This is a genomic window from Micromonospora sp. NPDC050695, from assembly GCF_040654415.1.
Classification (GTDB): domain Bacteria; phylum Actinomycetota; class Actinomycetes; order Mycobacteriales; family Micromonosporaceae; genus Micromonospora.
In genome coordinates, this window is the sequence record NZ_JBFAHZ010000008.1 from 53215 (window position 1) to 66846 (window position 13632).

Annotated in this window: 12 protein-coding genes; 6 read left to right on the forward strand and 6 right to left on the reverse strand. The window is 71.6% G+C overall.

What is annotated here, in order from left to right; genetic code table 11:
- Nucleotides 1-150 precede the first annotated feature (150 nt).
- Complete coding sequence (locus AB0H52_RS08235; RefSeq protein ID WP_357946058.1) at nucleotides 151-1269, forward strand: sugar phosphate isomerase/epimerase; 1119 nt, start codon at nucleotides 151-153, stop codon at nucleotides 1267-1269.
- A gap of 57 nt (nucleotides 1270-1326) precedes the next feature.
- On the opposite strand, the gene AB0H52_RS08240 is transcribed toward AB0H52_RS08235, so the two are convergent.
- Entirely contained in the window at nucleotides 1327-2445 is a 1119-nt protein-coding gene (locus AB0H52_RS08240) for a GuaB3 family IMP dehydrogenase-related protein (protein WP_278126400.1), read from the reverse strand.
- Between the two features lie 31 nt (nucleotides 2446-2476).
- Nucleotides 2477-4039 (reverse strand): IMP dehydrogenase, encoded by a 1563-nt coding sequence (gene guaB, locus AB0H52_RS08245; protein ID WP_151489875.1) that lies wholly within the window; start codon nucleotides 4037-4039, stop codon nucleotides 2477-2479.
- A 185-nt stretch (nucleotides 4040-4224) separates the two neighbouring features.
- Here guaB and AB0H52_RS08250 point away from each other — a divergent pair, with 185 nt between their 5' ends.
- Complete coding sequence (locus AB0H52_RS08250; protein ID WP_151489876.1) at nucleotides 4225-4644, forward strand: DUF5319 domain-containing protein; 420 nt, start codon at nucleotides 4225-4227, stop codon at nucleotides 4642-4644.
- A gap of 306 nt (nucleotides 4645-4950) precedes the next feature.
- Here AB0H52_RS08250 and AB0H52_RS08255 read toward each other — a convergent pair whose 3' ends face one another.
- Nucleotides 4951-5769: a response regulator transcription factor gene (locus AB0H52_RS08255; RefSeq protein WP_151489877.1), complete on the reverse strand. Its 819-nt coding sequence runs from the start codon at nucleotides 5767-5769 to the stop codon at nucleotides 4951-4953.
- Between the two features lie 252 nt (nucleotides 5770-6021).
- Between AB0H52_RS08255 and AB0H52_RS08260 the strand changes: the two genes are divergently transcribed.
- Nucleotides 6022-6405, forward strand: a complete 384-nt coding sequence (locus tag AB0H52_RS08260; RefSeq protein WP_139583648.1) for a WhiB family transcriptional regulator — start codon at nucleotides 6022-6024, stop codon at nucleotides 6403-6405.
- 68 nt (nucleotides 6406-6473) lie between these two features.
- Here AB0H52_RS08260 and AB0H52_RS08265 read toward each other — a convergent pair whose 3' ends face one another.
- The 3 genes from AB0H52_RS08265 to groES all read right to left on the reverse strand — a co-directional run bounded on the left by AB0H52_RS08265 (nucleotide 6474) and on the right by groES (nucleotide 10303).
- A complete protein-coding gene (locus AB0H52_RS08265) occupies nucleotides 6474-8153 on the reverse strand; it encodes a molybdopterin-dependent oxidoreductase (RefSeq protein WP_151489878.1) in 1680 nt (559 codons plus the stop codon).
- A 124-nt stretch (nucleotides 8154-8277) separates the two neighbouring features.
- Nucleotides 8278-9918: a chaperonin GroEL gene (groL, locus tag AB0H52_RS08270; protein ID WP_151489879.1), complete on the reverse strand. Its 1641-nt coding sequence runs from the start codon at nucleotides 9916-9918 to the stop codon at nucleotides 8278-8280.
- A gap of 70 nt (nucleotides 9919-9988) precedes the next feature.
- Nucleotides 9989-10303, reverse strand: a complete 315-nt coding sequence (gene groES, locus AB0H52_RS08275; protein WP_030330046.1) for a co-chaperone GroES — start codon at nucleotides 10301-10303, stop codon at nucleotides 9989-9991.
- 259 nt (nucleotides 10304-10562) lie between these two features.
- On the opposite strand from groES, the gene AB0H52_RS08280 reads away from it, so the two are divergent.
- The 3 genes from AB0H52_RS08280 to AB0H52_RS08290 all read left to right on the forward strand — a co-directional run bounded on the left by AB0H52_RS08280 (nucleotide 10563) and on the right by AB0H52_RS08290 (nucleotide 13523).
- The gene (locus AB0H52_RS08280) at nucleotides 10563-11759 is read left to right on the forward strand and encodes a methyltransferase domain-containing protein (protein WP_151489880.1); all 1197 of its coding nucleotides are present in this window, start codon (nucleotides 10563-10565) and stop codon (nucleotides 11757-11759) included.
- Nucleotides 11760-11769: 10 nt separating this feature from the next.
- Nucleotides 11770-12249 carry a Cys-tRNA(Pro) deacylase gene (gene ybaK, locus AB0H52_RS08285; RefSeq protein ID WP_151489881.1) on the forward strand — a complete coding sequence of 160 codons (480 nt, stop codon included), beginning with the start codon at nucleotides 11770-11772 and terminating at the stop codon, nucleotides 12247-12249.
- Nucleotides 12250-12428: 179 nt separating this feature from the next.
- Nucleotides 12429-13523: a substrate-binding domain-containing protein gene (locus AB0H52_RS08290; RefSeq protein ID WP_151489882.1), complete on the forward strand. Its 1095-nt coding sequence runs from the start codon at nucleotides 12429-12431 to the stop codon at nucleotides 13521-13523.
- Nucleotides 13524-13632 lie beyond the last annotated feature (109 nt).

Here is a 13632-nt window from a genome sequence, read left to right on the forward strand (position 1 = left end):
CGACCGCCGTTAGTGTCTGTCTCCAAGCTGTAACGCGTTCGGAACATTCAGACGCGGACCTGGGCGCTCGGCGGCACCCCGCGACCGGACTCTCGTCGCACCCTCTGCTGATCGTCATCGACGGCCACCGCCGTCGCGAAAGGTGGAACGATGCCAGACCAGACCGCAACCGACGCCTCCTCTGCCGGCCGGCTCAGCCGCCGGTCCCTGCTCGCCGCCTCCGCCGGCGCCGCCGCGCTCGGCGCGGCCGGTCTGCCGGTGCTCGCCACCGGCGCCCCCGCACTCGCGAACCCCAAGGACAAGGGCAGGAGCAGGCTGCGGGTCGAACCGCTGATCCCGTCGAAGAACCGGGGCATCATCCTCTACAGCGTCCGGGACCGGATCACCGCCGCGCCCGACGACAGTGGCGTGCCGTACGGCTTCGAGCGCGTTCTCGCCCGGCTCGCCGAGATCGGCTACAAGGATATCGAGTTCGCCGGATACACCCAGAGCACCGAGATCCTGGGCCGGCAGATCACCCCGCGCGAGATCCGCAAGATCCTCGACGACAACGGTCTCGTCGCCAACGGCACCCACGCCTCGATCCAGGCGGCCACCTTCCAGCAGCAGATGGACATCGCCGAGGAACTCGGCATGAAGAACATCGGCACCGGCAGCGACCCGACCAACAGCGCGTACAAGGCCGACTGGGACGCCGCCGCCGACACCTGGAACGAGTTGGGCCGGCAGGCCCGAGCCCGGGGCCTGCGGCTCTACACGCACAACCACGACGTCGCGTACAGCTTCCTGCTCGACTCCGGGCCGCTCGACGAGCAGGGCCGCCCCACCCGCTCCTCCGGCATCCGGCGGCTGGAGTACTTCTTCGGCAGGACCGACCCCCGGTACGTCTTCTTCGAGTTCGACATCTACTGGGGTTACGTCGCCCGCTACAAGCACCAGAAGTACGTCGACCCGGCCGGCCGCGAGCAGACCGACCTGTTCGACCCGATCCTCAACGTGGCCGACCGGACCACCCGGTTCCCGCTGTTCCACGCGAAGGACGGCGACCGGGACACCAGCGTGCCCAACGGCCACCAGATGACCCCGCTCGGCGAGGGCGACATCAACTTCCAGCAGTTCTTCCAGACCATCGGCGAGCGGGACTTCCACCACGCCAACTGGGAGATGGACACCGCCCCGGGCGGCACCACCAACCGGGCCCAGTCGCTCGACTTCGCGGCGCTCAGCTACCGCAACATGTCCGACCTGACCATCTACCTCAAGAAGTAACGGAAAAGGCCGGCCCCGCAGCGTCGCGGAGCCGGCCTCTCGCCGAGCGGGTGACGGTCAGCGGTCGAGGACCAGACCGACCTTCTGGAACTCCTTGAGATCGCGGTAGCCGCACTTGGCCATCGCACGGCGCAGCCCACCGAACAGGTTGAGCTGACCGTCGGCCTCGTCGGCCGGGCCGAAGAGCAGCTCCTCCATCGACCCGAGCGGCTCACCCGCCACCTCGAACGCGCCCCGGGGCAGCGACGGGTGGCTGGCCGCCGAGTGCCACCAGGCACCGCCGGCGGGCGCCTCGTCGCAGAGCGACAACGGCTCGCCCAGCATCACCGCGTCCGCGCCGCAGCCGAGCGCCTTGGCGATGTCACCGGAGGTCTGGATGTCGCCGTCGGCGATCAGGTGCACGTACCGGCCGCCGGTCTCGTCGAGGTAGTCACGGCGGGCCGCCGCCGCGTCGGCGATCGCGGTGGCCATCGGCACCCGGATGCCCAGCACCGACTCGGTGGTCGACCACTCGTCACCACCGATGCCCACGATCACGCCGGCCGCGCCGGTACGCATCAGGTGCAGCGCCGTCTTGTAGTCGGTGCAGCCACCCACGATCACCGGCAGGTCGAGGTCGGCGATGAACTCCTTGAGGTTCAGCGGCTCATCGGTGGTCGACACGTGCTCCGCCGACACGATGGTGCCCTGGATGACCAGGATGTCCACCCCGGCGTCCAGGATCACCGGGGCCAGCGCGAGGGTGTGCTGCGGGGAGACCCGCACCGCCACCGTGCCGCCACCGGCGCGCAGCTCACGCACCCGCTCGGCGATCAGGTCCGGACGGATCGGCTCCGCGTACACCTCCTGGAGCCGCTTGGTGGCGCGGGCGTCCTCGTCGAGGCCGGCAAGCTCGTCCAGCACCTTGGTCGGGTTCTCGTAGCGGGTCCACAACCCCTCGACGTTGAGCACGCCGAGGCCGCCGAGCTGACCGAGCCGCACCGCCGAGGACGGGCTCATGGTGGCGTCGGAGGGATGCCCGACGCACGGGATGCCGAACGGGTACGCGTCGAGCTGCCAGGCGGTCGAGACGTCGTCGACGTCCCGGGTTCGCCGGCTCGGCACGATGGCGATGTCGTCCAGGTGGTAGCCGCGCTGCGCGGTCTTGCCCAGCCCGATCTCGACCACGTCACGCATGGGGGACTCCAGGTGGTTGGGGGTGGAGGGGTCAGCGGGTGTGGTAGTTGGGCGCCTCGACGGTCATCTGGATGTCGTGCGGGTGGCTCTCCTTCAGCCCGGCCGCGGTGATCCGGATGAGCTGGCCCCGGTGGTGCAGGTCGGGGATGTTCTCCGCGCCCGCGTACCCCATGGCCAGACGCAGCCCACCGACGAGCTGGTGGGCCACCCGGGACAGCGGCCCCCGGTAGGGCACCTGGCCCTCGACGCCCTCGGGGACCAGCTTGTCGTCGCTGAGCACGTCCTGCTGGAAGTAGCGGTCCTTGCTGTACGACTTGGCCTGGCCCCGGGACTGCATCGCGCCGAGCGACCCCATGCCGCGGTACGCCTTGTACTGCTTGCCGTTGACGAAGATCAGCTCGCCGGGGCTCTCCTCGCAGCCGGCCAGCAGGCTGCCGAGCATCACCGTGTCGGCGCCGGCGACCAGCGCCTTGGCGATGTCGCCGGAGTACTGGATCCCGCCGTCACCGATCACCGGCACACCGGCCGGACGGGCGGCCCGGGCCGCCTCCATGATCGCGGTGATCTGCGGCACGCCGACCCCGGCGACGATCCGGGTGGTGCAGATCGCGCCCGGACCCACGCCCACCTTGATCCCGTCGGCGCCGGCGTCGACCAGCGCCTTCGCACCGGCGTACGTGGCCACGTTGCCGCCCACGATGTCGATGCTGACATCGGCCTTGAGCCGGCGGACCATGTCCAGCACGGCCCGCTGGTGGCCGTGCGCGGTGTCCACGATCAGCACGTCCACGCCCGCGTCGACCAGGGCACGGGCCCGCTTGTACGCGTCCTCGCCCACACCGATGGCGGCCGCGACCCGCAGCCGGCCGGCGTCGTCCTTGCTGGCGTCCGGGTACTGCTCGCTCTTGGTGAAGTCCTTCACGGTGATCAACCCGCGCAGCCGGCCGGAGTCGTCCACGATCGGCAACTTCTCGACCTTGTGCTGGCGCAGCAGGGCCAGCGCGTCGTCCTTGCTCACCCCGACCTTGGCGGTGACCAGCGGCGTGTGGGTCATGATCTCGCGGACCGGCGTGTCCGGTTCGGAGACGAAGCGCATGTCCCGGTTGGTGACGATGCCGACCAGCTGACCGTCGGAGTCCACGACCGGCACGCCGGAGATGCGGTAGCGGCCGCACAGCTCGTCGACCTCGCGCAGCGTGTCGTTGGGGCTGGCCGTCACCGGGTTGGTGATCATGCCGGACTCGGAGCGCTTCACCAGGTCGACCTGAAGGGCCTGGTCCTCCAGCGAAAGGTTGCGGTGCAGCACGCCGATGCCGCCCTGGCGGGCCATGGCGATCGCCATCCGCGCCTCGGTGACGGTGTCCATGGCGCTGGACAGCAGGGGGATGGACAGCTCGACGTTGCGGGTGAGCTTCGTCCGGGTGTTGACCCTGCTGGGCACCACGTCCGACTCGCCCGGCTGCAGCAGCACGTCGTCGAAGGTGAGACCGAGCGGAACCACCCGCGCGGAGCCGGCCGGCAGCTCGGGCAGGTGGCCGCCCAGGTCGGCGTGCTCGGCGCCGGCCGGAAGATCGGTGCTGGGCGAATTTTCCACGATTGCTCCCCTGAGCTGCTCGAATGGGCTTCAGCGAGGTGGCGCGGGCAGGCACCGGAACGCGCCACGGTGCCGGCACGTCGTCCCATCGTACCCAGTGAGCTGGGCGACTCCCTCGTGGCGGGCCGGCTCGTCGCGCAGCCGGGGGGCGGACGTCCCCGCCGCGTTGGGTCTACGGTGAGGGGGTGCACGACGAGCCCATCGACCCGTTCAACGGCGACCCGGCCGACCCGACTGCGGGGCTGGACGATCCGGGCGACGACGCGACGCCGGATCCACTGACCGACGTCGAGCGGCAGGACGTGCTGGAGGACCTCGCCGACCTGGAGATCTACCAGGCCCTGCTGGCGCCGATCGGTGTCCGCGGGCTGGTGATCGAATGCGAGGACTGCCGGGAGCCACACTACTTCGACTGGGATCTGCTCCGGGGCAACCTGCATCACCTGCTCAACTCCGGTCGGCCCCGGGTGCACGAGCCCGCCTACGACCCGGACCCGGACCACTACGTGACGTGGGACTACGCCCGCGGATACGCCGACGGGGTGCACGACACCCTGACCGAGGGCACCGAGGACGAGTCGGGCACCACCACCGCCACCGACTGACCCCCGCGGTCCCACCCCCGGCAAGCAAGCCCGGCCGCCCGCAAGATCGTGCTGCAACAACGATGTAGTGGCCTCCCAGTCCGGGGAAGCCACTACATCCTGGTTCGAGCACGATCTTGCGGCGCGGCGCGGCGCGGCGCGGCGCGTGCGGCGCGGCGCGTGCGGCGCGTGCGGCGCGGTGCGGCGCGTGCGGCGCGTGCGGCGCGTGCGGCGCGGTGCGGCGCGTGCGGCGCGGTGCGGCGCGTGCGGCGCGTGCGGCGCGTGCGGCGCGTGCGGCGCGTGCGGGACCGGGGTGCGGGGTGCGGGTCAGGCGACCAGGCCGGCGCGGAAGCCGGCGGCCACCGCGTGTGCCCGGTCCCGGGCACCGAGCTTGCGGAACAGCCGGCGGGCGTGGGTCTTGACGGTGTCCTCCGAGACGAACAGCTCCCGGCCGATCTCCGCGTTGCTCTTGCCCTCGGCCATGCCCAGCAGCACCTGAAGCTCCCGCTCGGTGAGCCCGATCGACGCCCGGGCGGGCCGGGTGCTCTGGGCGCTGCGGGCCTGGTCGGTCTGGTCGGGCGAATCGCCGTTCGCGGACTCGGCCTCATCGTCACCTCGCTGTACCGGCACCGACGGCACGCCTGCCGGCCCCTCGCCGGTCGCCGTGGCGGACCGGCCGGGCTCGGCGGAGCCGCGCAGGGACGGCCCGGAGCGGCCCGCGCCGCCGACCGTCGCGGTGTCCCGGGCCGGATCGGTGATCCGTTGCCGGGTCGCCCGGCCGGGAGCGGTGAGCAGCAGCAGGGCCTTCGCGACCGCGCTGGTCAGGTCGTGGTCGGCGTTCTGGATCAGACCGCGGGCGCCGGCGCTGATGCTCGCCGCCGCGGCCTCGGACTCCTCGGCACCGAGCAGCACCACCGCGGCCTGCGGCGCGCGGGCCAGCACCCGGCGGACGAAGCCGGCGCTGTCCGGCCGCGTCAGGGCCGTGTCGGCCAGCACCACGTCGGCCGGTCGCTCAGCGAGCCGCAACATCACCTCGGGATCGGAGACGGCGGTACGAACGATCGCGGACAAACCCAGTCGCGCGGCAGCAGAAGTCAGGTGCTGGGCGGCGAGTGGTGTCCGAACGCACACGAGAACGGTACGCACTGTGGTCTCCTCTCCGCCAACGAGCAGACCATGACGGGGTCGGCTGGGGAGGAGGTTCCCGGCAATCCTTCGAACTTTTCCGACAGATGGGGCAAAAGCCGCAACTTGGAGGTCGTTTTCGATCACACACGTGTGAGTCGGCGACGGCCCGGGTACCGGGAGGGCCAGGCCGGGAACGGTGCGCCTGCGCGGCCCGCCGCCCGGAAGCCGGCCACAAGGATCTCGCGGTGCCGCGCGGGAGGAGGGGTGCTGATGTCGAACGTACGTAGACTGCCCGGACCCATCGTCGATCTGTGGGACTGGCAGCGGCTCGGTGCCTGTCGAGGGCGGGACAGCGCCCAGTTCTTCCACCCCGACGGTGAGCGGGGCTCCTCCCGACTGCGTCGGGAGTCCTCCGCCAAGGCGGTGTGCCGGGCCTGCCCCGTTCGCGCCGAGTGCGCCGCGCACGCGCTGTCGGTCCGCGAGCCGTACGGCGTGTGGGGTGGCTTCAGCGAGTCGGAGCGGCTGCGGCTGCTCGCCGTCGGCTGGGAGGACCTGGCGGACCGCCGGCACGCCCGGGTGGACGTGGCCCGACTGGAGGCCCGACTGGGCCGCCCGCACAAGTCGACCGTCCCCGCCCAACGCAACGTCGCCTGACCCGACTCTTCCCAGCACCGCGAACCGCGCCCCCACCGGGGCGCGGTTTCCGCGTCATGCGGGCGGGGTCAGCGGACGTTGACCGTGACGGTGTGCCAGCCGGTGGCGCCGTCCGGGGCGACGCCCTGCGTACGCTCGGTCTGCGTCTCACCCGTCGCGTCGGTGGCCCGGACCTGGAGCCGGTGCTCGCCCGGCGTCGCGTCCCAGCGCCACGACCACTGCACCCAGGTGTCCACCGACACCGTCGGGGCCAGCTCCGCCTCCTGCCAGGCGCCGCCGTCGACGCGTACCTCGACCCGGCGGATGCCCCGGTGCTGCGCCCAGGCCACCCCGGCCACGGTGACCGGGCCGGCGGTCAGTCGGTTGCGGGCGCGCGGCGCGTCGATTCGCGACTGGGTCTTGATCGGTCCCTGGGCGGACCAGCCCCGCGGCACCCAGTACGCGTCGAAGTCGGCGAACCGGGTCAGCTCCAGCTCGGTCACCCACTTGCAGGCCGACACGTAACCGTAGAGGCCGGGCACCACCATCCGGACCGGGAAGCCGTGCTCCACCGGCAGCGGCTCCCCGTTCATGCCGATCGCCAGCAGGGCGTCCCGCCCGTCGCGCAGCGCGGCGGTGGGGGTGCCACAGGTCCAGCCGTCGACCGACCGGCCGACGACCTGGTCGGCGCCGTCCTCCGGCTCGACCTCGTCGAGCAGTTCCCGCAGGGGTACGCCGAGCCAGCGCGCGTTGCCGATCAGGTCGCCCCCGACCTCGTTGGAGACGCAGGCCAGCGTGACGTACCGCTCGACCAGCGGCCGGGCCAGCAGGTCGGCGTAGCTGTAGGTGCGCTCGGTACGGACCCGGCCGTGGATCCGCAGCCGCCAGGTGTCGGGGTCCACCTGGGGCACCACCAGGGCGGTGTCGATCCGGTAGAACCCGAAGTTCGGGGTGACGTACGGCGCGAGCTGGGTCACCGACAGGTCCGCGCCGGCGGGCACGGCGGGTGCCGGTGCGACCGGCGCGGGCAGGCTGATCGCGTCCCGGGCGGCCGACACCCCGCGCCGCCCAGCCAGCCACCGCCCGCCCAGGCCGGCCACGGCGGCGGTGCCGAGCAGCGCCCCGGCACCGCTGAGGAACCGCCGACGCGACTCCGGGTCGACCCCGTCGGCCGCGCTCACCGCTACCGGCGCGGCGGGAGTAACCGGCACCGGCGCGGCAGGGGTCACCGGCACCGGCAATCCGTCACGGCCCGAGGGGCCAGCCGGCGACACCGGACCCGCCGGGGACACCGGGGCCACCCGGGGCGCGGGTGAGGTCCAGGGCCAGGGGTCCAGCTCGAACGGGCCGGCGATGAACAGCCAGAGCACCAGGGCACCGAGGCCGCCGCCGACGAGTGATGGCAGCGCGTCGAGGACGTCCGCGCCGGGGCGGGTCAGCGCGGCGGCCACGCCGATGACGCCGAACGCCGCGATGCCGGCCAGACCGAGGGCCAACCGGCGCACCGCCAGCACTCCGAACAGGGCGGCGAAGCCGCCGAGCAGCACGGCCGTACCGACCAGCAGGGCGATCTTGTCGGCGGTGCCGAAGACGTCGATGGCGAACTGCTTGACCGACTCGGGGACGGCGTCGACGACCACCCCGCCGACCGCGACCAGCGGCGCCGACCGGGGGCCGGTCAGCACCGCCACCGGTTCGGCGATCCCGATCGCGACGGCGGCAGCGGTCACTCCGGCCAGCGCGGCGTACCGCCGTGACGTGGTGCTCATCGGCCCAGTGTGCGCGATCACCGCGCCGGGTCGCCAACGACGTCAGCGCTTGGTAATGACCGGCGAAGACGGACCGGGGCACACCGTCGTACGGCGGTGTGCCCCGGGGGGTGTCGCTACCGGGTCAGAAGCCCGGGCCGTGCTGGTGGCCGTGGCCGTGGCCGTGCCCACCGGCGGCGGCCGGCTCGGCCTGCTCCGGCTTCTCCACCACGAGGCTCTCCGTGGTGAGCAGCAGACCGGCGATCGAGGCGGCGTTGGTGACCGCGTTGCGGGTCACCTTCACCGGGTCGATGATGCCGGCCTTGGCCAGGTCGACGTACTCGCCCTTGGCGGCGTCGAGGCCGTTGCCCCACTTCAGGTCGGCGACCTTCTGGGTGACGACGTAGCCGTCGTGACCGGCGTTCTGCGCGATCCAGCGCAGCGGCTCGACGAGCGCCTTGCGCACGACCGAGACGCCGACCTTCTCGTCACCGGTGAAGCCCAGGTCGTCGTCGAGCACCGGGAGGATCTGCACCAGGGCGGCGCCGCCGCCGGGCACGGTGCCCTCCTCGACCGCGGCCTTGGTCGCCGCGATGGCGTCCTCGATGCGGTGCTTGCGCTCCTTCATCTCGACCTCGGTCGCCGCACCCACCTTGATCACGGCGATGCCGCCGGAGAGCTTCGCCAGCCGCTCGGCCAGCTTCTCCCGGTCCCAGTCGGAGTCGGAGGCCTCGATCTCCTTGCGGATCTGGGCCACCCGGTCGGCGACGTCGGTCTTCTGGCCGCCACCGTCGACGATCGTGGTGTTCTCCTTGTCGACCACGACGCGCCGGGCGGTGCCGAGCACCTCCAGGCCGACCTGGTCGAGCTTGTAACCCAGCTCCGGGGCGACCAGCTCGGCGCCCGTGGAGATCGCGATGTCCTGCAGCATGGCCTTGCGCCGGTCGCCGAAGCCCGGGGCCTTCACGGCGCAGACCTTGAGGGTCTTGCGCAGCGAGTTGACCACCAGGGTGGAGAGCGCCTGACCGTCCACGTCCTCGGCGATGATCAGCAGGGGCTTGCTGTTCTGCAGGACCTTCTCCAGCAGCGGCAGCAGTTCCTCGATCGCCGAGATCTTCTGGGTGGTGACCAGGATGTACGCGTCCTCGAGGACGGACTCCTGACCCTCCAGGTCGGTGACGAAGTTCGGCGAGATGAAGCCCTTGTCGAACTGGAGACCCTCGGTCACGTCCAGCTCGGTGGTGAGCATCGAGCCCTCCTCGACGGTGATGACACCGTCGCGGCCGACCCGCTCCATCGCCTCGGCGATCAGCTCGCCGATGGTGGCGTCCTGCGCGGAGATCGTCGCCACGTTCGCGATCGACTCCTTGCCGGCGACCTCGACGGCCCGGCCGAGCAGCGCCTCGGAGACCTTGGCGGCCGCCGCGTCGATGCCCCGCTTGAGGCCGGCCGGGTTGGTTCCGGCGGTCACGTTGCGCAGGCCCTCACGGACCATCGCCTGGGCCAGCACGGTCGCGGTGGTGGTCCCGTCGCCGGCGACGTCGTTGGTCTTGGTCGCCACCTCCTTGACCAGCTGCGCGCCGAGGTTCTCGTAGGGGTTGGTGAGCTCGATCTCCTTGGCGATGGTCACACCATCGTTGGTGATCGTCGGCGCACCGAATTTCTTGTCCAGGACGACGTTGCGCCCGCGCGGGCCGAGGGTGACCTTGACCGCGTCCGCGAGGGCGTTGACACCGTGCTCCAGCAGGTGCCGGGCGTCGTCCGAGAAGCTCAGGATCTTCGCCATGAATGTCCCTTCGAAGCGTCATTGCCCCGGCCCGGCGAGCCGGACCGGGGCAATGGCACTGATCGGTTGCTTACTTCTCGATGACCGCGAGGACGTCGCGGGCGGAGAGCACCAGGTACTCCTCGCCGGCGTACTTGACCTCGGTGCCGCCGTACTTCGAGTAGAGGACGGTGTCGCCGACCTGAACGTCAACCGGAACCCGGTTGCCGTTGTCGTCGACGCGCCCCGGGCCCACAGCGAGGACGGTGCCCTCCTGCGGCTTCTCCTTGGCGGTGTCGGGGATCACGATGCCCGACGCCGTGGTGGTCTCAGCCTCGTTCGCCTGGACCACGATGCGGTCCTCGAGCGGCTTGATCGCAACCTTGGTCGCGGTAGTCACGGGCATACCCTCCTGGGGTACTGGTTTCGTTGCTGGCCAGCGGGGCTGACCAGCGTCAATCTGCCTCATGCCACCGGGCGGGACCGTCGTCGCGGGTGCCGGTCCGCCTGGCGTGCGCACCCGGGTCGCGAGACCCGGAAGCTGGCACCCTCAGGGTGAGAGTGCTAATCGCAGGTTATTCCGTGGCTAGCACTCCGTCAAGGAGAGTGCCAGCGCGTCGCGCCCCGCCAGCCAGGATTTCCGGGTCGCCCGGGACAATGGCGGAGTGGATCTCGACCAGCTGGCGACGCTGCGTACCCCCGAGGGGTCGGCCGCGCTCGCGGCGGCGGCCGAGCTGGCCGGCGGTGATCCGCTGACCGCGGCGTCGGCCCTGCGCGCGGCCGGGGTGCCGCCGCCACTGGCCGCGGCGGCGCTCACCCAGGCCGAGCTGCGCCACCGGGCGATCGGCAAGTTCGGCCCGGGTGCCGCCGGGATGTTCCTCACCCGGGCCGGACTGGAGCAGGCCACCCGCCGGGTGGTCGCGGACCGCCGCGCCGAACGGCTGCGAGCGGCCGGCGTCCACACCCTCGCCGACCTCGGCTGCGGCCTGGGCGCCGACGCGCTGGCCGCGGCCCGTGCCGGCATCCGGGTGTACGGGGTGGAGGCCGACCCGGTGACCGCCGCGATGGCCGCCGCCAACGCGGCCGCGGCGGGGCTGGCCGACCTGTTCACGGTCGAGTGCGGCGACGCCACAGCGTTCGACGTCACCCGGGTCGACGGGGTCTTCTGCGATCCGGCCCGCCGGACGACCGGCACCGGGCGGCGGATCTTCGACCCGCGCGCCTACTCGCCACCCTGGGACTTCGTGACCGGGTTGGCCGAGCGGGTGCCGCGCACCGTGGTGAAGGTGGCGCCGGGCCTGGACCACTCGCTCATCCCGCCCGGCGCGGAGGCCGAGTGGGTCGGCGTGGACGGCGACCTGGTCGAGGCCGCGCTCTGGTGCGGGGAGCTGGCGGAGGTGCCCCGCCGCGCCACCCTGTACCGCCAGGAGAGCGGCGAGACCCGCCGCCACCAGCTCACCGGCTCAGGTGCCACCGAGGCGCCGGTCGGGACGGTGGGCCGCTACCTCTACGACCCCGACCCGGCGGTGGTCCGCGCGCACCTCGTCGCCGAACTGGCCGACGAGCTGCACGCCACGCTGGGCGACCCGAGCATCGCCTACCTCTACGCCGAGCACCCGACCCGCACCCCGTACGCCCGCTGCCTGGAGATCACCGACGTGCTGCCGTTCTCGCTCAAGCGCCTGCGGACGCTGCTGCGGGACCGCCGGGTGGGTCGGGTGGAGATCCTCAAGCGGGGCTCGGCACTCACCCCGGAGCAGCTCCGGCGGGACCTGCGGTTGACCGGCGACCAGGCGGCGAGTCTGGTGCTCACCCGGGTCGCCGGGGCGCCGACCGTACTGATCGGCCGGCCGGTCGACTAGCGTCGTCGGTGTGGCGGGACAGGGCACTCCGGCGACGGCACTACTGGTCAAGCGTGGCATCGCGCATCGCACCCACCCGTACCGGGTGGCGCCGGACGCCCCGAACTACGGCGCGCTGGTGGCGACGGCGCTCGGCGTGGCACTGGAGCGGGTGTTCAAGACGCTGGTGACCGACGTGGACGGCGCACTCACCGTGGCGGTCGTACCGGTCAGCGGTGAACTGGACCTCAAGGCGCTCGCGGCGGCGGTCGGCGGCAAGCGGGCCGCGCTGGCCGACCGGGTGGTCGCCGAGCGGGCCACCGGCTACGTGCGGGGTGGGATCAGCCCGCTCGGGCAGCGCCGGCGACTGCCCACTGTGCTCGACGACTCCGCACTGGACCTGCCGACGATCTACGTCTCCGCAGGCCGACGCGGTCTGCAACTCGAATTGGCCGCTGCGGATCTGGTGGCGCTGACCGAGGCGCGCACCGCGCCGTTGCACACGCGCTAACACCTGTCGTTACGTCGACTCCCCGGTGGGATGACCGGGGAGTAACAGTCGCGTTGCTGAATTGTTATCGCCCCCAACAAACTTGGCACCTGCGCAGTCTTGTGGAGCTGGTGTGACGCGAAATACGTTGCCGGACACAACAAAACAACACCTCCCCCACCCCCGAAAGGACCCTGCACATGCGTAAGGGGATCCTCACCATCGCCGCCGTGGGCCTGCTCACGGCCGGCGCCTTGACCGCCTGCGGCGACGACTCCAGCAACGACCCGTCCGGTTCGGCCAAGACCCCCAAGATCGGCGTGATCCTCCCGGACAGCAAGTCCTCCGTCCGCTGGGAGACCGCGGACCGTCGATTCCTGGAAGAGGCGTTCAAGGCCGCCGGCGTCCAGTACGACATTCAGAACGCCCAGAACGACAAGACCGCCTTCCAGACCATCGCCGACCAGATGATCACCGGCGGCGTCACCGCCCTGATGATCGTCAACCTGGACTCCGGCACCGGCAAGGCCGTGCTCGACAAGGCCAAGTCGCAGGGTGTCGCCACCATCGACTACGACCGGCTCACCCTCGGCGGCTCCGCCCAGTACTACGTCAGCTTCGACAACGAGACCGTCGGCAAGCTGCAGGGCGAGGGGCTGACGAAGTGCCTGACCGAGAAGGGTGTCAAGAACCCGGTCGTGGCGTACCTCAACGGCTCCCCCACCGACAACAACGCCACCCTGTTCAAGGCCGGCTACGACTCGGTGCTCAAGCCGAAGTTCGACTCCAAGGAATACGTCAAGGGCCCCGAGGACGCGGTTCCGGCGTGGGACAACGCCCAGGCCGCCACGATCTTCGAGCAGCAGCTCACCAAGGCCAACGGCAAGATCGACGGTGTGCTGTCGGCCAACGACGGTCTCGGCAACGCGGCCATCTCGATCCTCAAGAAGAACAAGCTCAACGGCAAGGTGCCGGTGACCGGGCAGGACGCCAGCGTCGAGGGCCTGCAGAACATCCTCGTCGGTGACCAGTGCATGACCGTCTACAAGGCGGTCCGGGAAGAGGCCAAGGCCGCTTCCGACCTGGCCATCGCGCTCGCCAAGGGCGAGAAGAAGGAGACCGGCCAGACGGTGAAGGACCCGGAGGGTGGCCGCGACGTCCCCTCGGTGCTGCTCACCCCGAAGGCCATCTACAAGGACACCGTCAAGGACGTCATCGCCGACGGCTACGTGACCAAGGAGCAGGTCTGCACCGGGACGTACGCCAAGCTCTGCGCCGAAGCCGGCATCAGCTGACCGACGCCGCAGTACCCGCCGGGACGACCATCGCCGCCCGGCACGGGAGCACCACTCCCGTGCCGGGCGGCGCCCGCCGGACGGGCCCCGACCTCCCTTGCGAAGGAGA